This window comes from Streptomyces sp. CB02261 (assembly GCF_001905665.1).
In the GTDB taxonomy this organism is placed as follows: Bacteria; Actinomycetota; Actinomycetes; order Streptomycetales; family Streptomycetaceae; genus Streptomyces.
In genome coordinates, this window is record NZ_LIVX01000013.1 from 79,830 (window position 1) to 104,528 (window position 24,699).

19 protein-coding genes and 1 riboswitch are annotated in these 24,699 nt (G+C 71.3%); of the genes, 5 read left to right on the plus strand and 14 right to left on the minus strand.

Annotated features, from left to right (window positions below):
- The first annotated feature begins 106 nt into the window (after positions 1 to 106).
- The gene (locus tag AMK29_RS32555; protein ID WP_015036698.1) at positions 107 to 388 is read left to right on the plus strand and encodes an HPr family phosphocarrier protein; all 282 of its coding nucleotides are present in this window, start codon (positions 107 to 109) and stop codon (positions 386 to 388) included.
- A gap of 136 nt (positions 389 to 524) precedes the next feature.
- Here AMK29_RS32555 and AMK29_RS32560 read toward each other — a convergent pair whose 3' ends face one another.
- The 4 genes from AMK29_RS32560 to AMK29_RS32575 form a co-directional block, all read right to left on the minus strand.
- Positions 525 to 1,208, minus strand: a complete 684-nt coding sequence (locus tag AMK29_RS32560; protein WP_073819666.1) for a GntR family transcriptional regulator — start codon at positions 1,206 to 1,208, stop codon at positions 525 to 527.
- Between the two features lie 208 nt (positions 1,209 to 1,416).
- Positions 1,417 to 2,187, minus strand: a complete 771-nt coding sequence (locus tag AMK29_RS32565) for a M23 family metallopeptidase (protein WP_073819667.1) — start codon at positions 2,185 to 2,187, stop codon at positions 1,417 to 1,419.
- A 12-nt stretch (positions 2,188 to 2,199) separates the two neighbouring features.
- Positions 2,200 to 2,365: riboswitch (cyclic di-AMP (ydaO/yuaA leader) on the minus strand.
- Positions 2,366 to 2,603: 238 nt separating this feature from the next.
- Positions 2,604 to 4,001: a M16 family metallopeptidase gene (locus tag AMK29_RS32570; protein WP_073819668.1), complete on the minus strand. Its 1,398-nt coding sequence runs from the start codon at positions 3,999 to 4,001 to the stop codon at positions 2,604 to 2,606.
- Positions 3,998 to 5,344: a M16 family metallopeptidase gene (locus AMK29_RS32575; RefSeq protein WP_073819669.1), complete on the minus strand. Its 1,347-nt coding sequence runs from the start codon at positions 5,342 to 5,344 to the stop codon at positions 3,998 to 4,000. Before AMK29_RS32575 ends, AMK29_RS32570 begins: the two co-directional genes overlap by 4 nt.
- Positions 5,345 to 5,525: 181 nt before the next feature.
- Here AMK29_RS32575 and AMK29_RS32580 point away from each other — a divergent pair, with 181 nt between their 5' ends.
- The gene (locus AMK29_RS32580; RefSeq protein ID WP_073819670.1) at positions 5,526 to 7,985 is read left to right on the plus strand and encodes a DNA gyrase/topoisomerase IV subunit A; all 2,460 of its coding nucleotides are present in this window, start codon (positions 5,526 to 5,528) and stop codon (positions 7,983 to 7,985) included.
- A gap of 22 nt (positions 7,986 to 8,007) precedes the next feature.
- On the opposite strand, the gene AMK29_RS32585 is transcribed toward AMK29_RS32580, so the two are convergent.
- The gene (locus AMK29_RS32585) at positions 8,008 to 9,066 is read right to left on the minus strand and encodes a CobW family GTP-binding protein (protein WP_073819671.1); all 1,059 of its coding nucleotides are present in this window, start codon (positions 9,064 to 9,066) and stop codon (positions 8,008 to 8,010) included.
- 116 nt (positions 9,067 to 9,182) lie between these two features.
- On the opposite strand from AMK29_RS32585, the gene AMK29_RS32590 reads away from it, so the two are divergent.
- Both AMK29_RS32590 and AMK29_RS32595 read left to right on the plus strand, forming a co-directional pair.
- A complete protein-coding gene (locus AMK29_RS32590) occupies positions 9,183 to 10,865 on the plus strand; it encodes a sensor histidine kinase (protein ID WP_073819672.1) in 1,683 nt (560 codons plus the stop codon).
- The gene (locus AMK29_RS32595) at positions 10,862 to 11,551 is read left to right on the plus strand and encodes a DUF7342 family protein (RefSeq protein ID WP_073819673.1); all 690 of its coding nucleotides are present in this window, start codon (positions 10,862 to 10,864) and stop codon (positions 11,549 to 11,551) included. Before AMK29_RS32590 ends, AMK29_RS32595 begins: the two co-directional genes overlap by 4 nt.
- 30 nt (positions 11,552 to 11,581) lie before the next feature.
- Here AMK29_RS32595 and AMK29_RS32600 read toward each other — a convergent pair whose 3' ends face one another.
- The 5 genes from AMK29_RS32600 to AMK29_RS32620 form a co-directional block, all read right to left on the minus strand.
- Positions 11,582 to 13,174 carry a solute symporter family protein gene (locus AMK29_RS32600; RefSeq protein WP_073819674.1) on the minus strand — a complete coding sequence of 531 codons (1,593 nt, stop codon included), beginning with the start codon at positions 13,172 to 13,174 and terminating at the stop codon, positions 11,582 to 11,584.
- Positions 13,171 to 13,614: a DUF485 domain-containing protein gene (locus tag AMK29_RS32605; protein ID WP_073819756.1), complete on the minus strand. Its 444-nt coding sequence runs from the start codon at positions 13,612 to 13,614 to the stop codon at positions 13,171 to 13,173. The genes AMK29_RS32600 and AMK29_RS32605 overlap by 4 nt, the downstream gene beginning before the upstream one ends.
- A 140-nt stretch (positions 13,615 to 13,754) precedes the next feature.
- On the minus strand, positions 13,755 to 14,672 hold the full coding sequence (locus tag AMK29_RS32610) for a response regulator transcription factor (RefSeq protein WP_073819675.1): 918 nt from the start codon (positions 14,670 to 14,672) through the stop codon (positions 13,755 to 13,757).
- Positions 14,669 to 15,880, minus strand: a complete 1,212-nt coding sequence (locus tag AMK29_RS32615) for a sensor histidine kinase (RefSeq protein ID WP_073819676.1) — start codon at positions 15,878 to 15,880, stop codon at positions 14,669 to 14,671. Before AMK29_RS32615 ends, AMK29_RS32610 begins: the two co-directional genes overlap by 4 nt.
- 97 nt (positions 15,881 to 15,977) lie before the next feature.
- Positions 15,978 to 18,095, minus strand: coding sequence for a DNA gyrase/topoisomerase IV subunit B (locus AMK29_RS32620; protein WP_073819677.1), 2,118 nt, complete (start codon positions 18,093 to 18,095; stop codon positions 15,978 to 15,980).
- A 433-nt stretch (positions 18,096 to 18,528) separates the two neighbouring features.
- On the opposite strand from AMK29_RS32620, the gene AMK29_RS32625 reads away from it, so the two are divergent.
- The gene (locus AMK29_RS32625; protein ID WP_030211728.1) at positions 18,529 to 18,759 is read left to right on the plus strand and encodes a DUF7455 domain-containing protein; all 231 of its coding nucleotides are present in this window, start codon (positions 18,529 to 18,531) and stop codon (positions 18,757 to 18,759) included.
- 106 nt (positions 18,760 to 18,865) lie between these two features.
- On the opposite strand, the gene AMK29_RS32630 is transcribed toward AMK29_RS32625, so the two are convergent.
- The 4 genes from AMK29_RS32630 to AMK29_RS32645 all read right to left on the minus strand — a co-directional run bounded on the left by AMK29_RS32630 (position 18,866) and on the right by AMK29_RS32645 (position 24,594).
- Positions 18,866 to 19,684, minus strand: coding sequence for a serine protease (locus tag AMK29_RS32630; RefSeq protein WP_073819678.1), 819 nt, complete (start codon positions 19,682 to 19,684; stop codon positions 18,866 to 18,868).
- Positions 19,685 to 19,838: 154 nt separating this feature from the next.
- Entirely contained in the window at positions 19,839 to 21,386 is a 1,548-nt protein-coding gene (locus tag AMK29_RS32635) for an RNA polymerase sigma factor (RefSeq protein ID WP_198942376.1), read from the minus strand.
- A gap of 379 nt (positions 21,387 to 21,765) precedes the next feature.
- Positions 21,766 to 22,653, minus strand: a complete 888-nt coding sequence (locus AMK29_RS32640; protein ID WP_073819679.1) for a FadR/GntR family transcriptional regulator — start codon at positions 22,651 to 22,653, stop codon at positions 21,766 to 21,768.
- 159 nt (positions 22,654 to 22,812) lie between these two features.
- Positions 22,813 to 24,594, minus strand: a complete 1,782-nt coding sequence (locus AMK29_RS32645) for an ATP-binding cassette domain-containing protein (protein WP_073819680.1) — start codon at positions 24,592 to 24,594, stop codon at positions 22,813 to 22,815.
- Positions 24,595 to 24,699 lie beyond the last annotated feature (105 nt).

Consider the following 24,699-nt stretch of genomic DNA (forward strand, 5'->3'; position numbering starts at 1 on the left):
AGTGGGCCGAAAGGCGCTCCGGTCCGGGCCGATGGTCGGCCGCGAGCACGGAGCATCCCGTGAGACACTGGTCTAGACAACCCCTTAAGACTTGAAGGGCAACACCATGGCTGAGCGCCGCGTCAACGTCGGCTGGGCCGAGGGCCTGCACGCCCGCCCCGCGTCCATCTTCGTCCGTGCCGCCACGGCTTCCGGCGTGCCGGTGACGATCGCCAAGTCCGACGGCACCCCCGTGAACGCCGCCTCCATGCTCGCGGTGCTCGGTCTGGGCGCGCAGGGCGGCGAGGAGATCGTCCTCGCTTCGGAGGCCGACGGTGCCGAGGCCGCTCTGGACCGTCTGGCGAAGCTGGTCGCCGAGGGTCTCGACGAGCTCCCCGAGACCGTCTGATCCGGGTCACCCCGCACGGCAATGGCCGTGGCTGCCGAATTCCGGCGGTCACGGCCTTTCTCTTTTCTTACCGCCCTGTTTTCGGGCAGCACGAAAGAACCCCGCCTATTTCAATTCTTTGTATACGGTGTGCGCGTTAATTCCGTGCACTCGCCGTGTTGACGACATGTTGCGAAACCCTCACACGACCGCGCTCCGGCCTTTTGAGCCGGTGCAGCGGCTGCGAGCGTTCCGCGTGCAGCGCGGTCAGCGCCCTCGCCCGCTCGGCGTCACCGCGGGCCACGGCGTCCACGATCGCGCCGTGCTCGGCCCAGGCGTCCACCGGCTGCGCCGGCTGCTCGACCGCGTACATCCAGGCGATCTTGTGGCGCAGCTGGGTCAGCAGCGCCGTCAGGGCCGGGCTGCCCGAGGCCTGCGCCAGCGTCTCGTGGAACCAGCCGCCGAGCGACCGCAGATCCTCGCCCTGGCCGCGCCTGGCCCGCTCCTGACCCAGCCTGACCAGGCCCCGCAGCACCTTGAGGTGGGCCTCGGTGCGCCGCTGGGCGGCCCGCGCGGCGCCGAGCGGTTCGAGCAGCGCCCGCATGTCGAGCAGGTCGGCCGCCTCCTGCTCGGTGGGCTCGGCGACGTGCGCGCCCGCGTGGCGGCGGGTGACGACGAAGCCCTCGGACTCCAGGGTGCGCAGGGACTCGCGGACCGGGACCCGGGAGACCCCGTACCGGCGGGCGAGCTGTTCCTCGGTCAGCCGGCTGCCCCGCTCGAAGACCCCGGAGACGATGTCGTCCCGGATCGCCGTGCATACCGAGTGCGCGGGAATGCGCATGTCCGACCTCCGCCTTGGTCTGCGCGAGACAATTCCTGAGGCGCCTGTTCCACGCCCGAAACGCGACTCTATTGCAGCGCACCGGAATTTCCGATGCCTCAGCGGAATATGGACGCCTTTTGACCGACGAAAAGCCCCGGCTCAGTACGAGCCGGGGCTTTTGCGACGTGACACGGTGCCCCCGGGGGGCAGCGAGGGCGCCGACGCGTCAGACGCTGACGCCGCGGGCCCGGAGGTAGGAGATCGGGTTGATGTCGGAGCCGTACTCGGAGCTGGTACGCGCCTCGAAGTGCAGGTGCGGGCCGGTCGAGTTGCCGGTCGAGCCGGAGATGCCTATCTGCTGGCCCGGTTCGACGCTCTGGCCGACGTAGACGCCGATGGAGGAGAGGTGCCCGTACTGGGTGTACGTGCCGTCGTTCATCCGGATGACGATGTTGTTGCCGTACGCGCCGCCCCAGCCGGCCTCGACGACGGTGCCGGAGCCGACGGAGACCACGCTGCTGCCGTAGCCGGCGTGGAAGTCGACGCCCGAGTGGCTGCCGGAGGACCAGAGCGAGCCGCCGGTCTGGTAGCCGGTGGACACGTACGAGCCGGCGACGGGGAGCTGGAAGGAGTTCAGCCGGCGGCGCTCGGCCTCACGGGCGGCGCGCTCCGCGGCCTCACGGATCTCCTTGGCGCGGGCCTCGGCCTTGCGCTTCGCCTCGGCCTCGGCCTTCGCCTTGGCGGCGGCCTCGAAGGCCTCCTGCTCCTGGGCGGCGGCCTGGGCGCTGATCCGGTCCACGAGGGAGTCCTCGGTGATGACCTGGGTGAGACCGGTGTCCTCCACGGAACGATTGTCCGCGTCGGCCGCGAGCGCCGGGGAGGCGAGGGTTCCGATGACGCCGGTGGTGGCGAGGGTCGCGGCGCCGGCGATGCCCACGCTGCGGCGCGCCATCCGGCTCGAACCACGATGCTTCCCGGTGGCACGGGTGAACGCCATGTAGGGGCTGATCCTTTCCTTCCCTCTCGCCTACCGGGTTAGCTGACGGGTTCGGAGCAGGAAGGTCTCCTACGAGCCCCTCCGTACGAGACGAAGGCGCCCGATTCACCCCAGGGACTACATGTGGGTCCCCGGCTCCCCAGGCTCGCGCCTGACGGGGACTCGGCGATGTCTGTCCGGATGCCGCGGGTGCGGCGGGTGCAACTGCCGAACAGACGCACCGACGCTATGCGGATCGCCTGTCGATCACCAACCGGACTCGCCAGTTTGTAAGACATGCCACAGGGCAAACGATCACCCTTGCCACCAATACGGACAAAGGGGAGGGCCCCGACGAAGGATGTCGTCGGGGCCCTCCCCGTGCCCCCGTCAGGAGCCGGGCTGGAGCCGGTCCGAAACGGGGTCAGGAGCCGGAATCAACCGGTCACGACGGTGACTTCACCGATGCCGAGCGCGCGCACCGGCTCGGCGATCTGCGCCGCGTCACCCACGAGCACGGTGACGAGCCGGTCCACCGGGAAGGCGCTGACCACGGCCGCGGTGGCCTCGACCGTGCCGGTCTCGGCCAGGCGCGCGTACAACTGGGCCTGGTAGTCGTCCGGGAGGTGCTGCTCGACCTGGTCGGCGAGCGTCCCGGCGACCGACGCGGCCGTCTCGTACTTCAGCGGCGCGACCCCGACCAGGTTCTGCACGGCCGTCTCGCGCTCGGCGTCCGTCAGACCCTCGGCCGCCAGCGTGCGCAGCACCTTCCACAGGTCGTCGAGCGCCGGGCCGGTGTTGGGCGTGTCGATGGAGCCGCTGATGGCGAGCATCGCGGCGCCGTTGCCCTGGCTGTCGGAGCGGAGCACCTGCCCGAAGGCGCGCACCCCGTACGTGTAGCCCTTCTCCTCGCGCAGCACCCGGTCGAGTCGCGAGGTGAGGGTGCCACCGAGGCAGTACGTGCCCAGGACCTGGGCCGGCCAGACGCGGTCGTGGCGGTCGGAACCGATCCGGCCGATCAGCAACTGGGTCTGGACGGCGCCGGGTCGGTCCACGATGACGACGCGTCCGGTGTCGTCGGCGGTGATCGGCGGCATCGGCAGCGGCTCGGCCGGCTCGCCGGTCCAGGCGCCGAGGGTCTCGGCGAGCACCTTGTCCAGGTCGACGCCGGTCAGGTCGCCGACGACCACCGCGGTGGCCGTGGCGGGCCGCACGTACGCCTCGTAGAAGGCGCGGACCGCGGCCGCGTCGATCGCCGCGACGGTCTCCTCGGTGCCCTGGCGCGGCCGCGACATCCGCGACTCGGCAGGGAACAGCTCCTTGGAGAGCTGCTTGGCGGCGCGACGGGCCGGGTTGGCCGTCTCGTGCGGGATCTCGTCGAGACGGTTGCGCACCAGGCGCTCGATCTCGGTCTCCAGGAACGCCGGGGCGATCAGCGCCTCGGAGAGCAGCCCGAGCGCCTTGGGCAGCCGGGAGACCGGGACCTCCAGGGAGACCCGTACGCCCGGGTGGTCGGCGTGCGCGTCGAGCGTGGCGCCACAGCGCTCCAGCTCGGCCGCGAACTCCTCGGCGCCGCGCTGGTCCGTGCCCTCGGAGAGCGCGCGGGCCATGATGGTGGCGACGCCGTCGAGACCGGCGGGCTCGGCGTCCAGCGGGGCCGGCAGGAACAGCTCCACGGCCACGACCTGCTGGCCGGGGCGGTGACTGGTCAGCAGGGTCAGGCCGTTGTCCAGCTTCCCGCGGTCCGGGGCGGGGAAAGCCCAGGGCCTGGCGGCGCCGGGCGCCGGCTGCGGGTGGAAGTCCATGCTGGTCAAAGCCGCGGCAGCGTCGGTCACTGGTCCGCTCCCTCTTCGTCGTCGCTGTCGCTCTGCTCGGTCGCCAGGGGCTCGTAGACGAGCACCGCGCGGTTGTCGGGGCGCAGCGTGGCCGCGGCGGCCGCCCGCACCTCCTCGGCGGTGATGTCCAGGATCCGGTCGACGGCCGTCAGGGCGAGCTGGGGGTCGCCGAACAGCACGGCGTACCGGCACAGTTCGTCGGCGCGGCCCGCGACCGTGCCGAGGCGGTCGAGCCACTCGCGCTCCAACTGGGCCTGCGCGCGCTCCATCTCCTCCGGCGTGGGGCCGTCGGCGGCGAACCGGGCGAGCTCCTCGTCGACGGCCGCCTCGATCTGCGGGACCTCGACGCCGCCGGACGTCTTGACGTCCAGCCAGCCGAGCGAGGGCGCTCCCGCGAGCCGCAGCAGGCCGAAACCGGCGGCGACGGCCGTACGGTCGCGGCGGACCAGACGGTTGTGCAGGCGGGACGACTCGCCACCGCCCAGCACCGTCAGGGCCAGGTCGGCGGCGTCGCACTCGCGCGTGCCGTCGTGGGGCAGCCGGTAGGCGGCCATCAGCGCGCGGGCCGGGACCTCCTCCTCGACGACCTCACGCAGCTGCTCGCCGATGATCTCGGGCAGCGAGCCGTCCCGCGGGGGCAGCTTGCCGTCGTGGGACGGGATCGAGCCGAAGTACTTCTCGATCCAGGCGAGGGTCTGCGCCGGGTCGATGTCGCCGACGACCGACAGCACCGCGTTGTTCGGGGCGTAGTACGTGCGGAAGAAGTTCCGCGCGTCCTCCAGGGTGGCCGCGTCCAGGTCGGCCATGGAGCCGATCGGCGTGTGGTGGTACGGGTGGCCCTCCGGGTAGGCGAGGGCGGTCAGCTTCTCGAACGCCGTGCCGTACGGCACGTTGTCGTAACGCTGGCGGCGCTCGTTCTTGACGACGTCCCGCTGGTTCTCCATGGACTCGTCGTCCAGGGCGGCGAGCAGCGAGCCCATGCGGTCGGCCTCCAGCCAGAGCGCGAGCTCCAGCTGGTGCGTGGGCATGGTCTCGAAGTAGTTGGTGCGCTCGAAGCTCGTCGTGCCGTTGAGCGAGCCGCCCGCACCCTGCACCAGCTCGAAGTGCCCGTTGCCGTGGACCTGCTTCGAGCCCTGGAACATCAGGTGCTCGAAGAGGTGGGCCAGGCCCGTGCGGCCCGGGACCTCGTGACGCGAGCCGACGTCGTACCAGAGGCAGACCGCGGCGACCGGGGTCAGGTGGTCCTCCGAGAGCACCACGCGCAGGCCGTTCGCCAACCGGTGCTCGGTCGCTGTCAGGCCGCCGGAGCCGGCCTCGGCCGTGGCCGTGTGACCCATGGGCATGTACGTCCCTTCGATCGCGATGTGAAAAGGTCCTGCCACTGTATGCAAGCGCGCCGACACCTGACGAAGTTCCCATCCCGTCGAGATGTCCCTCTTCCGGGTCGCGGTCGGCGTTGTCGGTGGCACGGTCCACAATGGTCCGCGTCAGATCAACCTTGTTGGTGAAGGAGCCGCAGCCGCGATGGCCCGCCGCAGCACGAAGACACCGCCGCCGGACGACGCGTTCGAGGAGCGAATCCTCGACATCGACGTCGTCGACGAGATGCAGGGCTCCTTCCTCGAGTACGCGTACTCGGTGATCTACTCGCGTGCCCTCCCCGACGCCCGGGACGGCATGAAGCCCGTCCAGCGCCGCATCGTGTTCCAGATGAACGAGATGGGGCTGCGGCCCGAGCGCGGCTTCGTCAAGTGCGCCCGTGTCGTCGGCGAGGTGATGGGCAAGCTGCACCCGCACGGTGACGCGTCCATCTACGACGCCATGGTCCGCATGGCCCAGCCGTTCTCCATGCGCCTCCCCCTCGTCGACGGCCACGGCAACTTCGGATCCCTGGGGAACGACGACCCGCCGGCCGCCATGCGGTACACCGAGTCGCGGATGGCCCCGGCCGCGCTCCTCATGACCGAGTCCATCGACGAGGACACGGTCGACTTCGCGCCGAACTACGACGGCCAGGAGCGGGAGCCGGCGGCACTGCCCGCCGCCTACCCGAACCTGCTGGTCAACGGCGCGTCCGGCATCGCGGTCGGCATGGCGACCAACATGCCCCCGCACAACCTCGGCGAGGTCATCGCCGCCGCCCGCCACCTGATCCGCCACCCGGGCGCCGACCTCGAGACGCTGATGCGCTTCGTGCCCGGCCCCGACCTGCCGACCGGCGGCCGGATCGTCGGCCTGTCCGGGATCAAGGACGCGTACGAGTCGGGCCGCGGCTCGTTCAAGATCCGCGCCACGACGAGCGTGGAGACGGTGACGGCGCGCCGGAAGGGCATCGTCGTGACCGAGCTGCCCTTCACGGTGGGCCCCGAGAAGGTCATCTCCAAGATCAAGGACCTGGTCGGTTCCAAGAAGCTCCAGGGCATCGCGGACGTCAAGGACCTCACCGACCGCAACCACGGGCTGCGTCTGGTCATCGAGATCAAGAACGGCTTCGTGCCGGAGGCGGTCCTGGAGCAGCTCTACAAGCTGACGCCGATGGAGGAGTCCTTCGGCATCAACAACGTGGCGCTGGTCGACGGCCAGCCGCTCACCCTCGGTCTGAAGGAGCTCCTGGAGGTCTACCTCGACCACCGCTTCGAGGTGGTCCGGCGCCGCTCCGAGTTCCGCAGGACCAAGAAGCGCGACCGGCTCCACCTCGTGCTCGGTCTGCTCATCGCGCTGCTCGACATCGACGAGGTCATCCGCCTCATCCGGGAGAGCGACAACTCCGCGCAGGCCAAGGAGCGCCTGATGGAGCGCTTCTCGCTGAGCGAGGTCCAGACGCAGTACATCCTGGACACCCCGCTGCGCCGTCTCACCCGGTTCGACCGCATTGAACTGGAGAGCGAGCGCGACCGGCTCAACGGCGAGATCGACGAGCTGACCGGGATCCTGGACTCCGACGCGGAGCTGCGCAAGCTGGTCTCTGCGGAACTGGCCGCGGTCGCCAAGAAGTTCGCCACCGACCGGCGGACAGTCCTGCTGGAGTCGGCGGGCGCGCCCGTCGCGGCCGTGTCCCTGGAGGTCGCGGACGACCCGTGCCGGGTGCTGCTGTCCTCGACCGGGCTGCTCGCCCGTACGGCGACGGCGGAGCTGCCGGAGACCGACCCGGACGCGACCCGCGTCAAGCACGACGTGATCCTGTCGGCGGTGGCCGCGACGCAGCGCGGCGACGTCGGCGCGGTGACCTCGGCAGGTCGGCTGCTGCGGATCGCGGTCATCGACCTGCCGCAGCTCCCCGACACGGCGAGCGCCCCGAACCTGGCGGGCGGCGCGCCCCTGTCCGAGTTCCTGACCCTGGAGGCCGACGAGACCGTGGTGTGCCTCACCACGCTCGACGAGTCCTCGCCGGGGCTCGCCCTCGGCACGCTCCAGGGCGTGGTGAAGCGCGTGGTGCCGGACTATCCGGCGAACAAGGACGAGCTGGAGGTCATCACGCTCAAGGAGGGTGACCGGATCGTCGGCGCGACCGAACTGCGCACGGGCGAGGAGGACCTGGTCTTCATCACCTCCGACGCCCAGCTGCTTCGCTACCCGGCCGCGCAGGTACGGCCCCAGGGCCGCCCGGCCGGCGGCATGGCGGGCGTCAAGCTGTCGGCGGGCGCCGAGGTGCTCTCGTTCACGGCCGTCGACCCGGCGGCGGACGCCGTCGTCTTCACCGTCGCGGGCTCCACGGGCACCCTGGACTCCTCGGCGGGTACGTCGGCGAAGCTGACGCCCTTCGACCAGTACCCGCGCAAGGGCCGGGCGACCGGCGGCGTCCGCTGCCAGCGCTTCCTGCGGGGCGAGGACGTGCTGATCCTGGCGTGGGCGGGTGCCGCGCCGGCCCGCGCCGCCCAGAAGACCGGCACCCCGGTGGAACTCCCGGACCTGGACCCGCGCCGCGACGGCTCGGGCACCCCCCTCCCCCGCCCGGTGGACGTGGTGGCGGGGCCGCCGAGCTAGCGCGTCGCGAGCCCGAGGCGCCCTAGGGCGCCTCGGGCTCCTCCTCCGTCTGCTGTACGTACCGCAGGACGCCCCACATGCTGTGCTCGTCGGGGGCGTCCTGCGGGCCGTTCTGCTCGCACTGGGCCAGTTCCTTGCGCAGGCCGGCCGCGTCCACGCCGGAACCGATCAGGACGAGCTGGGTGAGCCGCTCCTCGCCCTCGGGCCACCGCTCGGGGTAGAAGCGCAGGAAGCGGCCCACCGCGTGGACGGTGTAGCGGTTGTCCGGGTCCGCGGCGCCGAAGTCGACGAAGCCCTTGATCCGGTAGAGGCCCTCGGGGCGGGCGTCCAGGAAGGCCATCAGGCGGCGCGGGTGGAGCGGGGTCGCGGCCGTCAGGGACACGGTCTCGTACGCCGTGTGCGGGTGGCTGTGCCGGGCGTCCTCGCCCTCCTCGCCGTACAGGATGTCCTCGATGGACATCTGCCCCTCGATCTCCCCCTCGGGGACCACCCGGTCGAAGAGCAGCTCCGGGTCGATCCTTCCGTGCGTGGCCTCGACCACGACGGCCTTGCCGGCCAGCCCGGCCACCGTCTCGTGGACGGCGCGCAGCTCGTCCTCGGGGACCCGGTCGGCCTTGTTCACGACCACGAGGTCGGCGATCGGCAGCTGCCGGTCGGTCTCGGGGTGCCGCTGCCGGGTGGCGGAGAACTCGGCCGCGTCGACGACCTGGACGAGCCCTCCGTACACGATCCGCTCGTTCTCGCTGGCGAGCACCATGCGGACCAGCTCCTGCGGCTCCGCGAGCCCGCTCGCCTCGATCACGATGACGTCGAGGCGGGACTCGGGGCGGGTGAGGACCTCCAGGTACTCGTCGAGTTCGCCGGCGTCGACGGCGCAGCAGAGGCAGCCGTTGCCGAGGGAGACGGTGGAGCCGACCTGCCCGGCGACGCTCATCGCGTCGATGCCGATGTCACCGAAGTCGTTGACCATGACGCCGATGCGGGTGCCCCGAGCGCTGCGCAGCAGGTGGTTCAGGAGTGTGGTCTTCCCCGCCCCGAGGAACCCGGCCAGGACGACGACGGGGATCTGCTGCGTGGTCAAGGGACGTGCCTCCGGTTCTCCTGCGTGCGTGCCCACGGCTGTGGGAAACCCCCAGGATAGGCACCCGCTCCCTCGCCGTTTCCGGTCCTGGCGCGTCGCCCCTTACCTTTTCCCTCATGAGCCCCGCAGACACCAGCCCCCCTCGCCCCGGCGCGCGCCGACGGCGGTTCGGGTGGCCTCGGCGGGTGTTCTCGCAGGTCCTGCTGATGCAGCTGGTCATCGCGACCGGTGTGACCGTGCTCGCCACCGGGCTCTTCCTCGCCCCGCTCAGCGCCCAGCTCGACGACCAGGCGATGCGGCGGGCCCTGGCCATCGCCGGGTCCACCGCGTCCCCCCGACTGGCCGCGGACCTCACCACGACCCCGCCGTCCGCGCGGGGCCCGGTGCAGACCGAGGCCGAGCGGATCCGTGTCTCGACGGGCGCCGAGTACGTCGTGGTCATGGACACACGCGGGGTGCGCTGGTCGCACACCGATCCCGCCGAGATCGGCAGGCGGGTCTCCACGGACCCGAGCACCGTCCTCGCCGGGCGCGAGGTGATGGAGATCGACAGCGGCACCCTGGGCCGGTCGGCGCGCGGCAAGACGCCACTGCGGGACGCGGACGGGCGGATCGTCGGCGCGATCTCGGTGGGCATCGAGTACGACAGCGTCCGCGACCGGCTCCTCGCCGCGATCCCGGGTCTCCTCGCCTACGCGGGCGGGGCGCTCGCGGCCGGCGCCCTGGCCGCGTACCTGATCTCGCGGCGCCTCCAGCGGCAGACCCACGACCTGGCCTTCTCCGACATCTCCGCGCTGCTCGCCGAACGTGAGGCCATGCTGCACGGCATCCGCGAGGGCGTCGTGGCCCTGGACCGCCACGGCTCCGTGAGGCTCATGAACGACGAGGCGCAGCGGCTTCTCGGCCTCGGTCCCGAGGCGACGGGCCGGCCGCTCGACGAGGTCCTCGGCCGGGGCCGTACCGCCGACGTCCTCGCGGGTCGGGTGACCGGCGAGGACCTGGTCACCGTGCGGGGGCACCGGGTGCTGATCGCCAACCGGATGCCGACCGACGACGGCGGCGCCGTGGCGACCCTCCGCGACCGCACCGAGCTGGAGCGGCTGGGGCGCGAGCTGGACTCCACCCGGGGGCTGATCGACGCCCTCCGCGCCCAGGACCACGAGCACGCCAACCGCATGCACACCCTGCTCGGTCTCCTGGAGCTGGAGATGCACGAGGAGGCGGTGGAGTTCGTCACGGAGGTGGTCGGCGTGCACCGGGCGACCGCCGAGCAGGTCACGGAGAAGGTCCACGACCCGCTGCTCGCGGCACTGCTGGTCGGCAAGGCCACGGTCGCCGCCGAGCGGGGCGTCTCGCTGCGGATCGCCCCGGGCTCGCTGCTGCCGAACCGGCTCGTCGACCCGCGTGAGCTGGTCACCGTCGTCGGGAACCTGGTCGACAACGCCCTGGACGCCGCGGCGGGCACTCCCGGCGCCCGGATCGACGTCTCCTTCCGCGCCGAGGCCCGTACGGTCGTGCTGCGGGTCACGGACAGCGGCCCGGGGGTTCCGGAGGAGAGCCGCGAGCTGATCTTCACCGAGGGATGGACGACGAAGGCGCTTCCGTCCCACGGGAAGCGCGGCCTCGGTCTCGCCCTCGTCCGCCGGCTCGCCGAGCGCCGTGGCGGCTCCGCCCGCGTGGCCGGGGGCCCCGAGGGAGGCGCCGAGTTCACGGTCGTCCTCCCGGACGCCCTGAGCGAGCCGGAACCCCACCCCTACCCGACGTCGCCGGAACCGGAAGCGGTCGAGGGGGCACGATGATCGATGTGCTCGTCGTGGACGACGATGTGCGGGTGGCCCGGATCAACGCCGCCTACGCCGCCAAGGTGCCCGGCTTCCGGGTCGCCGCCACCGCCCACTCGACCGCCGAGGCGCTCGCCGCCCTGGACGCGCACCCGGTGGACCTGATCCTCCTCGACCACTACCTCCCGGACGAGAACGGACTCGCGGCCGTACGGGAGCTCCGCGCCCGTGGCCACCAGTGCGACGTGATCATGGTGACGGCGGCCCGGGACGTGGCCACGGTGCAGGCGGCGATGCGGCACGGCGCCCTCCAGTACCTGGTCAAACCGTTCAACTTCGCCGGACTGCGAGCCAAGCTGGAGGCGTACGCGACGCTCCGCCACACCCTGGAGAGCGGCGGAGAGGCGGAACAGGCCGAGGTGGACCGCATCTTCGGAGCCCTGTCCGCCGGCTCCGTCACCCCGGATCTGCCCAAGGGACACTCCCCCACCACGGCCGAACTGGTCCGTCAGGTCCTGCTCGCCGCCGACACTCCGCTGTCCGCGCAGGAGATCGCCGAGCGGGCCGGCGTCAGCCGCCAGACGGCCCAGCGCTATCTCAAGCTCCTCGAACGCACCGATCGCGTCCGTCTCTCGCTCCGGTACGGGGAGACGGGCCGCCCCGAACACCGCTACGTCTGGGTGAGCTCCCCACCCCGCGGCTGATCCGGCCGATCCGGCCTCCGAGCCGACCCGTCAGACGGCTCCCGCGCCGGTGAGGGCCCGCACCTCGGTCTCGGCGTGCCGTGCCTCGTCGGGCGGCTCCGTCGAGGTGACCGTCCCGATCCAGCCCGCGAGGAAGCCGAGCGGGATGGAGACCACTCCCGGGTTCTGCAGCGGGAACAGCTGGAAGTCGACGCCGGGGAAGAGCGCTTCGGGACTGCCGGAGACGACCGGGGACACCAGCACCAGCAGCACCGCGGGGATCAGTCCGCCGTACACCGACCACACCGCCCCCCGTGTGGTGAACCGCCGCCAGAACAGCGTGTAGAGCAGCACCGGCAGATTGGCCGAGGCCGCCACCGCGAAGGCGAGGCCCACGAGGAACGCCACGTTGAGGTCGCGGGCGAGCAGCCCCAGGCCGATGGCGGCCGCCCCGATCACCGCCGCGGCGATCCGCGCCACGGTCACCTCGCTGTACTGCTTCGCGTGCCGGCGGCGCAGCGAGGCGTACAGGTCGTGGGCGACCGAGGCCGATGAGGCGAGGGTGATCCCCGCGACGACGGCCAGGATGGTCGCGAACGCGACGGCGGCGACGATCGCGAAGAGAACGGTGCCACCGGTCGAGCCCGCTCCCCCGCCGAGTTCGAGGGCGAGCAGCGGTACGGCGGTGTTCCCGGACGCGTTGGAGGCGCGGACCTCGTCGGAGCCGATCAGGGCCGCCGCGCCGAAGCCGAGCACGATGGTCATCAGGTAGAAGCTGCCGATGAGCCCGATGGCCCAGACGACGGAGCGACGGGCGGCCCTGGCGGTCGGCACGGTGTAGAAGCGCGCCAGGATGTGCGGCAGTCCCGCCGTGCCGAGCACCAGGGCGATGCCGAGGCTGATGAAGTCGAGGCGTGCCGTCCAGTCCCCGCCGTAGCGGAGTCCGGGGGCGAGGAACCCCAGTCCGTGACCGCTGCGTTCGGCCGCGGTGGACAGCAGGTTGTTCACGTCGCCGTGGAACCGGAGCAGCACGAGAACGGTGAGCGCGATCGTGCCCGCCATGAGCAGGACGGCCTTGACGATCTGGATCCAGGTGGTGGCCCGCATGCCGCCCAGCGACACGTAGACCACCATGAGCGCGCCCACGCCGATCACCGTCCACGAGCGGGCCGCCTCACCGGTGCCGCCGAGCAACAGGGCGACCAGACTCCCGGCGCCGACCATCTGGGCGACGAGGTACAGCACGGAGACGGCCACCGAGGACGTCCCGGCGGCGATCCGCACCGGTCGCTCGGCCATCCGGGCGGCGACGACGTCGGCCAGCGTGAACCGGCCGCAGTTGCGCACCAGTTCGGCCACCAGCAGCAGCACGACCAGCCAGGCGACCAGGAATCCCACCGAGTACAGCATGCCGTCGTAGCCGTAGAGCGCGATCAGCCCGGAGATGCCGAGGAAGGAGGCCGCGGACATGTAGTCACCGGCGATGGCGAAACCGTTCTCCAGGGGCGAGAACAGCCTGCCCCCGGCATAGAACTCCTCCGCCGAACCGTGCCGGTTGCGGCTCACCCAGGTGGTGATGCCCAGGGTGACGGCGATGAAGGCACTGAACAACAGCAGCGCCAGGGTCTGGTGGTCTCCGGTCACCGCTGCGCCACCCCCCGGGTCATCTCCTGCGTGTCCCACCGCAGGTCCAGCGCGGCCCGGTCCCTGCGCAGCCGCGCATGGCGTGCGTAGGCCCAGGTGAGCAGGAAGGTGGTGAGGAACTGTCCCAGCCCCGCGACCATCGCCACGTTCACCACTCCGGCGACCGGCCGGGCCATGAGCCCCGGTGCGGCGGTCGCCGCCACGACGTAGGCGAGGTACCAGAGGAGGAACGCGAGGGCGGCGGGGAACACGAACCGGCGGTAGCGGCTGCGCACTTCCTGGAAGGCGGGGCTCCGCTGCACTTCCAGATAGATCTCCGCCGTGCTGTGGACCCACTGCCGCGGCACCGCGCCGGGGCGGCCGTCGCCGGGCGCCCCGGCCTCGGCCCGCTCGTCGCGGCCGGAGGCCGTCGCGTCGTACCAGGGGTCGTCGACCGGCATCGCCGGAACGCCGAGCCCCTCCTGCTTGTCCACCTGCTCCACCGGCCAACTCTCCTTGTCAGCGAACCGTTTCGGCCGCGTGCCCAAGGATGGACAGAGCGGGAAGATCCCGGACTCTTCTCCTCCTCCTGTTCACCCCATCAGGTGACTCTTCTCCCAGGTGCCCTGACCAGACCGTGCTGATATGCGTACCGCACGGCCTGTGCCCGGTCGCGGACTCCCGTCTTGGCGAAGAGATTGTTGATGTGGGTCTTCACCGTGGCCGTGGAGATCCGCAGCCGACCCGCGATCTCCTGGTTGGAGAGCCCGTCGGCGACGAGCACGAGCACCTCGGTCTCCCGCTCCGTGAGCCCGTCGGCCCCCGGAACGACAGGCGCACCAGGCGCCGGGACCCCCTCCGTACCCGCCCCCGGAGCTCCGGAGGACTTGGGCCACCGGTAGCGGTCGTTCCGCTCCGTCTCCTCGGCCGACCGGACTCCGCCGACGGGCCGGGCTCCGCCGGCCCGCAAGGTCTCCTCCGGCGGCTCGGTCCGCTGGGTCCGCCCACCGGTCCGCTCGGTGGACCCACCGATCCGCTCGCCGGTCAGCTCGGTCCGCTCGCCGGTCCGCTCAGGCCTCTCCAACAACTGCTCCAGCAGCCGCCGCTGCACGGTGGGCGAGAGGCCCGCTCGCCCGTCGGTCACGTCACGCAGGGCCCGTACGATCTCCTCCCCGCCGGCGTCCTTGGTCAGGTACCCCCGCGCTCCCGCCCGCAGTGCCGGGAACAGCGAGTCGTCGTCGGCGTACGTGGTGAGCACGACGATCTCCGTCCCGGGGTGCCGCTCACGGATCCGGCGGGTGGCCTCGACCCCGTCGCACCGGGGCATCCGCAGATCCATCAGGACCACGTCAGGTGTGAGTTCGGCGGTCAGTGCCACCGCCTCCTCCCCGTCCCGCGCCGCTCCGACGACCTCGACCCCGGGAAGCAGCCCCAGGAGCATCACGATCCCCTCACGAACCACGGCCTGGTCGTCGGCGACCACCACCCGCACGACCGGCGTCGTCTCGTCGCCGCTCATGCCGGCACCCGCAGCCGCACGGCGAACCCCTGGCCCTCGGGCCCCGCGTCCAGGCTGCCGCCGAGGAGTTCGGCCCGCTCTCTCATACCGAGCAGCCCGTACCCGGAGCCGGAGGAGCCGAGCCCGTGGCCCGCCGGTGTCCCCTGGGCCGTCGGCGGCCCCGAGTCGCGTATCTCCAGGGAGATCCCGTCCGCCTCGTAGACGAACCGGATGCGGGTCCGTGCGCCCGGGGCGTGCTTGCGCACGTTCGTCAGGGCTTCCTGCGCGACCCGCCGCACCGCCTGGGAGGCCTCGACGGGCAGGTGCCGACGCTCGCCGCTGACGTCGACCTCCGCGTGGTCCTCCCGCGCCAGCTCCCGCAGGTAGTCCTCGACGGGCACCATGTCGCCTCGCAGCGCCGACAGCGCGTGTCGGGTCTCGGCAAGGCCCTCTCTGGCCATCAGCCGGGCGGACGTCACATGCTGGAGGATCTCCGCCCGGTCCGCTCCCGCCTCGATCTGCAGCCGGGCGACCTCCAGGTGCACCATCTGGGCGGAGAGGCTGTGGGCGAGCACGTCATGTATCTCCCGGGCGATCCTCGCCCGCTCGGCGAGCGCCGCCGAAGCGGCCTCGGCCTCTCGGGCCAGCCTCTCCTGGGCGAGAAGCTGGAACCCCGCACCCCGCGCCTGGGCGTCCAGTCTCAGCGAGTAGCCGGCGAGCAGCACGGCCCCGGTCGTCAGGGCGGCCCCCAGGACGCCGCTCTCGTCGGCCTGCACGAACCCGGGCACGAGCACCGCCACGGTGGCCAGGGCGGCCGGCAGCGGCAGCCGCTCCATCGCCATGATCGAGACGACTATCCACATCACGGTCGCCGGTGTCGGGGCGCCGGCCGCGTGTGCCCCGAGCCCGCAGAGCGCCATCGCCCCGAGGAGCCCCAGGGACGCCGCCACCCGGTGGTCGAGGGTCGCGTGGTGATAGCCCAGGCCGGCCGCCACGCAGAGCCCGAAGCCGATCGGCGGCAGAGCCGCGTACCAGCCGTCGAACGCCCCCGACGTGTAACAGCCGGCCACCATCCAGACGCTCAGGCCCGCGATGATGCTGTAGTCGATGACGACACGGCCCCGAGGCACGCCCACGCGGGTGAGCGCCTCCCGTGAGGGCCAGGCCCTCCAAGAGCTCTGCTGGTCCGCGTCGCCCCTCGTAGGCGCTCGGCCGCGCTTCTCGTCCATGCCCGTCCCCCTCCGTCACCTCGATGCTACGGAGAGTCGGCGGTCCTGTGATCGGCCCGTGGGTGGAGCGTTCGGCTCCACCCACGGGTGGAGTGACTCAGGCGTCGATGCGCGAGCGGTCGAGGGTCGCCGCCGAGCCGGTGATGAACTCCTTGCGCGGAGCGACGTCATTGCCCATGAGGAGGTCGAAGACCTGCTCCGCCGCGTCCAGGTCGCCGATGTTGATCCGGCGCAGGGTGCGGTGACGCGGGTCCATCGTGGTCTCCGCGAGCTGGTCGGCGTCCATCTCGCCCAGACCCTTGTAGCGCTGGATGGCGTCCTTGTAGCGGACCCCCTTGCGCTGGTACTCCAGCAGGGTCTGCCGCAGCTCGTTGTCCGAGTACGTGTAGACGTACTTGTCCTGGCCCTTCTTGGGCTGGACGAGCTCGATCCGGTGCAGCGGGGGCACGGCCGCGAAGACCCGCCCCGCCTCCACCATGGGCCGCATGTAGCGCTGGAAGAGCGTCAGCAGCAGGCACCGGATGTGGGCGCCGTCGACGTCGGCGTCGACGAGGAGGACGATCTTCCCGTAGCGGGCCGCGTCGATGTCGAAGGTGCGGCCCGAGCCCGCTCCTATGACCTGGATGATCGCCCCGCACTCGGCGTTCTTCAGCATGTCCGAGACGGACGACTTCTGGACGTTGAGGATCTTGCCGCGGATGGGCAGCAGCGCCTGGAACTCGCTGTTGCGGGCGAGCTTCGCCGTGCCGAGGGCGGAGTCGCCCTCGACGATGAAGAGTTCGCTGCGCTCCACGTCGTCGCTGCGGCAGTCGGCCAGCTTGGCCGGCAGCGAGGAGGACTCGAGCGCGGTCTTCCGGCGCTGCGCCTCCTTGTGCTGCCGCGCCGCGATCCGGGTACGGGCCGCGGCGACGGCCTTCTCCAGGACGGCGCGCGCCTGCGCCTTGGCGTCGCGCTTGGTGGAGGTGAGGAAGGCCTTGAGCTCCTTGGCGACCACGTTCGCCACGATCCGGCGCGCGGCGGACGTGCCGAGGACCTCCTTGGTCTGCCCCTCGAACTGCGGCTCGGCGAGGCGGACCGTCACGACGGCGGTGAGCCCTTCGAGGGCGTCGTCCTTGACGATGTCGTCCTCGGCGACGCGCAGCATCTTCGCCGAGCGCAGCACCTCGTTCACCGTCTTGGTGACGGCCTGCTCGAAGCCCGAGACGTGGGTGCCGCCCTTCGGCGTGGCGATGATGTTGACGAAGGACTTGACCAGGGAGTCGTAGCCGGTGCCCCAGCGCAGCGCGATGTCGACGGCGAGCTCGCGGGTGACCTCGGTCGGGGTCATGTGGCCCCGCTCGTCGAGGACGGGGACGGTCTCCTTGAAGGTGCCGTGGCCGGTCAGACGCTGGATGTCGCAGACGGCCTTGTCCTGCGCGAGGTACTCGCAGAATTCGCTGATGCCTCCGTCGAAGCGGAAGGTCTCCTCGCTCTTGCCGACGCCCGCGAGGTCGCGCTCGTCGCGGACGACGATGGTGAGACCGGGCACGAGGAAGGCGGTCTGCCGGGCACGCTGGTGCAGCGTCTCCAGGGAGAGCTTGGCGTCCTTGAGGAAGATCTGCCGGTCCGCCCAGTAGCGGACGCGGGTGCCGGTGCGGGTCTTGGGGACCCGCTTGCCCTTGAGGAGGCCGTTGGCCGGGTCGAAGGGGCTGTCGGGGCCCTGCTCCGTGAAGATGCCCGGGACACCGCGGCGGAAGCTGATCGAGTGCGTGGCGCTGTTCCGGTCCACCTCGACGTCCAGGCGCGCCGACAGGGCGTTGACCACGGACGCGCCGACGCCGTGGAGGCCGCCGGAGGCCGCGTACGACCCACCGCCGAACTTTCCGCCGGCGTGGAGCTTCGTCATGACGACCTCGACTCCGGAGAGCCCGGTCTTCGGCTCGACGTCGACGGGGATGCCGCGGCCGTTGTCCCGGACCTCCACGGATCCGTCGTCGTGGAGGATGACCTCGATGTGGTCGCAGTAGCCACCGAGAGCCTCGTCGACCGAGTTGTCGATGATCTCCCAGATGCAGTGCATCAGGCCGCGGCTGTCGGTGGACCCGATGTACATACCGGGGCGCTTGCGGACCGCTTCGAGCCCTTCGAGTACGAGCAGGTGCCGCGCGGTGTAGTTGGAACCGTCACGGTCTGCGGTCAGCAGCGCACTGGACGGCACGGACGTTTCGGCGGTCACGCGGTTCGCTCCTCGCTGAATTTGAAATCCGGCCCGATGGGGTAAGGCCCGGCGTCGTTCGACGGTCAGAGGGTACCGATGCCTGGTAGAGCCGTTGTAACGCCACCCTCCCCGATTCCTCATGCTAGTCCAGGGTCGCATGGATGTTCGATCCCTCGATGGGGTGACGCGCACATCACGTTCCCTTCCAGGCATGAACCATTTAGGCTCCGGGCACGTCCTCATCAACAACCGGCAACCACGCCGGGAGGGCTAACCGATACAAGCAACGCGAAATCCGTAGAGCGAAGCAATACGGCTCATTCGCCGCCAACCGGCAGCAGACAGCCACCTTGGGAAGAAGTTTCAAGGAAAAGCCACGAGCGGGAACGTTTTCGGCCTGGTTGGATGTTGACCCTGGTACGACAGCTCGTCGAGCTAGAGAAGAGGCGACGTGACTACTGTTCTGACCCCCGCGAGCCCCCTGACGGCCGCTGACCGCTGCGACCGCTGCGGCGCCCAGGCATACCTGCGTGTCGTCCTGACCAGCGGAGGTGACTTGCTCTTCTGCGCCCACCACGGACGCAAGTTCGAGCCGGAACTCAAGAAGATCGCCGTTGAGATACAGGATGAGACGGACCGGCTGACGGACGTGCCGGCCCGCACTGTGGGCGACGAGCACTGACGCTTCGCAACCACGACGAGCCCAGATCCGGCCAATGACCGGACGGCGGGCGGTCACCCCCGCGTTCCCAGGGGGGTGACCGCCCGTTCTCGTATCCGAGCGCGTGTCAGATGCGTGCCGGCAGGACCGTCGAGACGCGGGTGTAGACGCCCGGGTTCTCGGCCTGCGCGCAGCCGCTGCCCCAGGACACCAGGCCGATGAGAAGCCCCTTGGCCACCAGGGGCCCTCCGCTGTCGCCCTGGCACGCGTCCCTGCTGCCCCGCGGATCCCCCGCGCACAGCATCGTGTCGCTCCGGTAGGGGACCCCGGGTCCGCCCGGGTACGCCCGCCCGCACGAGCTGTCCGGCAGCACCTGCACCCGCGCCGTCCGCAGCGCGGAGGCGTAGGTCCCGTTGCCGGTCGTATCGCCCCAGCCGAACACGTCCGCCTCCGTGCCGGGGGCCTCGGCCTCGTCGCCCGGGCGGGCGACGCCGATCACGTACGACTGCGGGAGCGCGCGTACCAGTGTCAGCACCGCGAGATCGCCCGAGTTGGTCGTCGGGTCGTAGTCGGGGTTGACCCAGGTGTCCGAGATCCGCACCTCCTGCCCGCCCTGCCCGCGCAGCGCCGCGCGGCCCGCGATGACCACGAAGTCCCGGACCTCCCACGGATCGCCGCCCAGTACCTCCCGGCCCAGGCAGTGGGCCGCCGTGAGCACCTTGGTCGGCGCGACGACCACACCCCCGCAGAACTGCCCCGCGCGCGTACCCCCGAACCGGTCACGACTGGACAGTGCCACGACCCAGGGCGCGTCCCGGATCTGGGCGGGACGCCCACCCACTACGACACTGTCGGCGGCCGCGGGGGCGCCGGTGGCGACCTGGCCCGCCGTGGCGGCGATCAGGCCCAGAGCACCCGCCAATGCTCGGGTGAGAGAACCACGCATGAAGCCTCCTGACTCTCCGGTGATGTCGGTTCACCCAGAGTCCAGCACGCGCGCCCGGCGTGCACCCCAACACAGCCGGAGGGCCCGGCTCCCTCTGGGGGAACCGGGCCCTTCCGTCTACCGCTCCGCGCACCGCGACCGCGGCGCGTACGACTCAGTCGAGGTAGTCGCGCAGAACCTGCGAACGCGACGGGTGACGCAGCTTCGACATCGTCTTCGACTCGATCTGACGGATCCGCTCGCGGGTCACGCCGTAGACCTTGCCGATCTCGTCCAGCGTCTTCGGCTGACCGTCGGTGAGACCGAAGCGCATCGAGACGACGCCCGCCTCACGCTCGGACAGCGTGTCGAGGACGGAGTGCAGCTGCTCCTGGAGGAGCGTGAAGCTCACCGCGTCGGCCGGGACGACCGCCTCGGAGTCCTCGATCAGGTCGCCGAACTCGCTGTCGCCGTCCTCACCCAGCGGGGTGTGGAGGGAGATCGGCTCACGACCGTACTTCTGGACCTCGATGACCTTCTCAGGGGTCATGTCGAGCTCCTTGGCCAGCTCCTCCGGGGTGGGCTCACGGCCCAGGTCCTGGAGCATCTGACGCTGCACGCGCGCGAGCTTGTTGATGACCTCGACCATGTGCACCGGGATACGGATGGTGCGGGCCTGGTCGGCCATGGCGCGGGTGATCGCCTGACGGATCCACCAGGTGGCGTACGTGGAGAACTTGTAGCCCTTGGTGTAGTCGAACTTCTCGACGGCACGGATCAGACCGAGGTTGCCCTCCTGGATCAGGTCCAGGAAGAGCATGCCGCGGCCGGTGTAGCGCTTGGCCAGGGAGACCACCAGGCGGAGGTTGGCCTCCAGGAGGTGGTTCTTGGCCCGCCGGCCGTCCTCGGCGATGATCTCCAGCTCGCGCTTGAGCTTCGGAGCGAGCTTGTCCGAGTTCGCCAGCTTGTCCTCGGCGAACAGACCGGCCTCGATGCGCTTGGCGAGCTCGACCTCCTGCTCGGCGTTGAGCAGCGGGACCTTGCCGATCTGCTTCAGGTAGTCCTTGACCGGGTCGGCGGTGGCACCGGCGACGGCGACCTGCTGCGCCGGAGCGTCGTCCTCGTCCTCGTCGGACAGGACGAAGCCCTTGCTCTCGCCCTCGGTCTCCTCTTCCTCGCCCTTGCCGGGCGCGACGTCCTCGAGCAGCTCTTCGCCCTCGACGATCTCGTCGGCGTCCTTCTTGGACGTGGTCTTCTTGGCCGCCGTCTTCTTCGCGACGGTCTTCTTGGCCACCGCCTTCTTGGCGACGGTCTTCTTCGCGGCCGCCTTCTTGGCGACGGATCCGGCCTCGTCGGCCGGGTCGGCGCCCTCTGCCGCAGAGGCCGCGGCGGCCGGGACGCTGGTCTTCGTCACGGTCGTCCTGGCGGTGACGGTCTTGGTGGCGGTGCGCTTGGCCGGGCTCTTCGCTGCGACGCTCTTACGGGCGCGCTTCGGCGACTCCGCTGCACTGACCATCAGCGTCACACCCTCTTCCTCGAGGATCTGATTGAGGCTGCGCAGAACATTCTTCCACTGGGTTGGCGGAATCTGGTCAGCCTCGAAGGCCCGACGCACGTCATCGCCGGCGATCTGCCCATCAGCCTTTCCCCGCTCGATGAGCGCCATCACAGACTCGGACTCGGCGATCTCCGGCGGGAGCGTACGGGATGTGCTGGCCGACACGAACAACCTCTCGGAACGATGGAAACGGCTTCCGGCCCCGCCCTGGATCGGGCTGGAGCCGACGACCGTCGACGGGGAATGTGCCGACGGCGCGGGCTGGACCGGGGAACTGCACAGCGCCTCCATCGGCTGCTGTATTCCTTCCTCGGCTGTCACCTCTTAGGTCATCGCACGGCTCGGAGGAGTGTTACGCCCAATCTTCGTGGCCCGAGTCACACCTCATGCACGACAAAGCGACTCAAAGGGGTAGATCAGCGTACATCCGTGCCGCCGGAACCCTGGCGCCACCCGGGGAATCCCTGCCGGACCCCCCGGGTGGCGCTCGGACCCGGCGGCACGCGATGCCGTCGCCTGCGCGCTCCCGACCACGGCCCGCGGGTCAGTGTTCGCGGGGGGCGGGGACGACGCGCTCCACCTCGGGGTGGACGATGAGCAGCTGCCGCATGGCCGATTCGGCGCCGAGCGCGTCTCCCGCCGCGAGCGCGTCCACGATCCGGGCGTGGTGGGCGATACAGGCTTCACTCGGTCGGTCGCAGCCCGTGACCGGGCCGCCGGAGACCTGGAGCGCGGACGCGACGATGCCGGAGAGGTGTTCCAGCATCCGGTTCCCGGCGAGCTGGATGAGCAGCGAGTGGAACTCGGTGTCGGCGCGGGAGAAGGTGATGCCGTCCCCCTGGGCGAACGCGTGGCCCATGATCTCGACCATGTCGGCGAGACGCTGCTGGACGTCCTCCCGGCCGTGCCCGGCGGCCAGGCGGGCGGCCAGCGGCTCGATCGTCCAGCGGAGCTCGTTCAGCTCACGGCGCTGGTCGTCGCGCTGCGGGCCGAAGGCACGCCACTCGATGATGTCGGGGTCCAGGAGGTTCCAGTCGCTGACGGGCCTGACCCGCGTGCCGACGTTGGGGCGGGCACTGACGAGCCCCTTGGCCTCCAGCACGCGCAGCGACTCGCGCACCACCGTGCGCGAGACCTCGAACCGCTGACCGATCTCTTCCGGGACGAGCGGACGGTCCGCCCCGAGGTCGCCGGAGACGATCATCTGGCCGAGCTGCTGGACGAGCTGCCCGTGCAGCCCACGGCCCCGGTTGCCGGTGCTCCGGCGGCCGACACGGCCCAGGTCGGTGTCCACACCGTCCCAGGAGGACGGGCCCGCGCGGCCGGCGGCGGGCGCCTCCGCGTAGGGGTAGCGGTCGAGATCGCCCGGGGCGCCGAGGCCGGAGTCGACGGAGCGGGCGGCGGTCATCATGGTGTGCGCAAGGGTACTCACGCATCCTTTGTCGGCGTTGCCTCCGTGCCCCTTGAGGTCTTTGGTGAAAAGCACACGAAAGGGTGATCGGCACCCCCTACACAATTGACGATTTATCGGACATATGAGGCAGTTTTAAGGGAGTTGACAGCGGACCGGAATCTTTCGGTCCGCAAGTGATCACCAACGTGCCTTACGACGAAGGCCAGTGAGCACATAGGCGCAGAGCAAGCCGGTCAACGTCAGCGAGAGGGCCACCCCTGCGGGCTGCCCGAGCACTCTCAGCCCCCCGCTCAGCCAGCGGTCCGCCGCCGGGGACCACTGTGGACCGGCGAACTCGCGCAATCGTGCGGGCAGTCCCGCGGCCGAGCGCACCGAGGGGCCCGTCAGCGCCTTCTGCAACAGCGGGACGAAGGCGACCGGGACCGCGAGGACCGCCGCCACACCGGCCGCCGCGGCCCGGAACACCCCGGCGCCGAGCACTCCGGCCCAGGCGCAGCCGACGAGAAGCCCCAGCCAACTCGCGCAGAGCGTGGGCCAGTTCCTCGGTACGGCGATCAACTCGGCGCCGTAGACGAACCTCAGGGCCTCCAGGTCGGCCACCACGACGGCCGCCCCCAGCACGAGGGCGACCACCGCCGCCACGGCGAGCTTGGCGAAGAGCAGGCCCGGCCTGCGGGGGACGGCACCGCGGCCCGAGGTGAGCGCGGGGTAGCGGTACTCCTCCCCGAAGGAGAAGGCGCCGAGCAGCCCGGCTCCGAGGGCCGCGGGCGGCAGCGGGGAGATCGCGGGCCAGCCGGCCAGGACGGCGGGCAGCGCGGCGCGGCCGCCTCGCCCGAGGAGCAGGGCGAGCGCCACGGAGACGAGCAGGACGGCCGCCACGACCAGCGGAGTGGACGGCACCCCCAGGAGCCGACGGATCTCGTACCGCAACGGACGCAGGGGCGAGCGGGCCGGCCTACGGACACGACCCGACCCGCCGTCCGCGGCGTCACGCGGCGCCGGCACGGCGGGCGGCGGCACGGCGCCGGAGGACACCGCGCCGGTGGCGCCCCCCGACATGTTCCCCTCCGGGGAGCTTGCGGCGGGACCGGTGTCGCCGGTCTCGGCGGCGAGTCGGTGGATCGGCACCCCGTGGCGGAACGCCGTGTCCCCGACGGCCGCGCAGTCGCTGCCGTACACGGACAGGCGGCTTCCGCCCTCGGCCACCACTTCGACCGGGCGACGCGCGGCCCTGGCCTCCTGGGTCACTGCTGCGGCGAGCCTCGCGGCCTGCGGGGTGCGGACGGCGACCCGGGGGCGCAGCCGGGTGCGGGCGAACTCGGTGGCGCCCTGGTCCGCGACGAGCCGGCCGCCGGCGAGGGTGACGACCCTGTCGGCGTTACGGGCGGCGCCCTTCGCGTCCTCCGTGGTGTAGAGCACGGTCCCCCCGTCGGCCGCGTGCGCACGCAGGAGCTCGTGCAGCCATGCGCTCTCGGATACGGAGAGGCCGGCGCCGGGCTCGTCGAGCAGCAGGGTGTGGGGAGCGCCCAACAAGGCCGCGGCGAGGCCGAGTCTGCGGTCGGCGCCGATCGGGAGCGTGCCGAGCCGTCGGCGCTCCAGTCCGGTGAGGCCCACGGCCCGCGTCAGGTCGTCGGCCCGCGAGGCGGGTACCCCCGCGGCGGCGCAGAGCATGCGCAGGTGGCCCCGGAGCGTCCTGGACGGGTGCCCGGGGATGTCACCGAACAGGACGCCGACCTCGCGCGGGGGGTGCGCGATGCGGTGCAGGGGCCGGCCGCGGAAGTAGGTGATCCCGCGGCCCGGCTCGAGTTCGAGCATGAGCCGGAGCGCCGTCGTCTTACCCGCACCCGCAGGGCCGAGGAGAGCGGTCACGGAGCCCGGCGGGGCTTCGAAGGTCAGATCGTCCACAGCGGGCGGGCGATCGCGGCGGGGCATGCTGGTCAGTCCGATTGCCTGGAGCATCGCTTCTCTCGCGGTAGGTGACACCGCTCCGCGGCAGGGCGGCGCTACCGCAGCAAGATAACGCTACATTTCGGACTTTCGGTGCAGGTTTGGCGCACTGGGGCG

Excerpts from the sequence above, each read along its gene's own strand:
- AMK29_RS32560 (WP_073819666.1), bottom strand. The coding sequence starts at position 1,208 with ATGCGCATTCCCGCGCACTCGGTATGCACGGCGATCCGGGACGACATC.
- AMK29_RS32555 (WP_015036698.1), top strand. The coding sequence starts at position 107 with ATGGCTGAGCGCCGCGTCAACGTCGGCTGGGCCGAGGGCCTGCACGCC.
- AMK29_RS32575 (WP_073819669.1), bottom strand. The coding sequence starts at position 5,344 with ATGCCCATGGGTCACACGGCCACGGCCGAGGCCGGCTCCGGCGGCCTG.
- AMK29_RS32630 (WP_073819678.1), bottom strand. The coding sequence starts at position 19,684 with ATGCGTGGTTCTCTCACCCGAGCATTGGCGGGTGCTCTGGGCCTGATC.
- AMK29_RS32590 (WP_073819672.1), top strand. The coding sequence starts at position 9,183 with ATGAGCCCCGCAGACACCAGCCCCCCTCGCCCCGGCGCGCGCCGACGG.
- AMK29_RS32580 (WP_073819670.1), top strand. The coding sequence starts at position 5,526 with ATGGCCCGCCGCAGCACGAAGACACCGCCGCCGGACGACGCGTTCGAG.
- AMK29_RS32565 (WP_073819667.1), bottom strand. The coding sequence starts at position 2,187 with ATGGCGTTCACCCGTGCCACCGGGAAGCATCGTGGTTCGAGCCGGATG.
- AMK29_RS32615 (WP_073819676.1), bottom strand. The coding sequence starts at position 15,880 with ATGGACGAGAAGCGCGGCCGAGCGCCTACGAGGGGCGACGCGGACCAG.
- AMK29_RS32595 (WP_073819673.1), top strand. The coding sequence starts at position 10,862 with ATGATCGATGTGCTCGTCGTGGACGACGATGTGCGGGTGGCCCGGATC.
- AMK29_RS32610 (WP_073819675.1), bottom strand. The coding sequence starts at position 14,672 with ATGAGCGGCGACGAGACGACGCCGGTCGTGCGGGTGGTGGTCGCCGAC.
- AMK29_RS32645 (WP_073819680.1), bottom strand. The coding sequence starts at position 24,594 with ATGCTCCAGGCAATCGGACTGACCAGCATGCCCCGCCGCGATCGCCCG.
- AMK29_RS32605 (WP_073819756.1), bottom strand. The coding sequence starts at position 13,614 with ATGCCGGTCGACGACCCCTGGTACGACGCGACGGCCTCCGGCCGCGAC.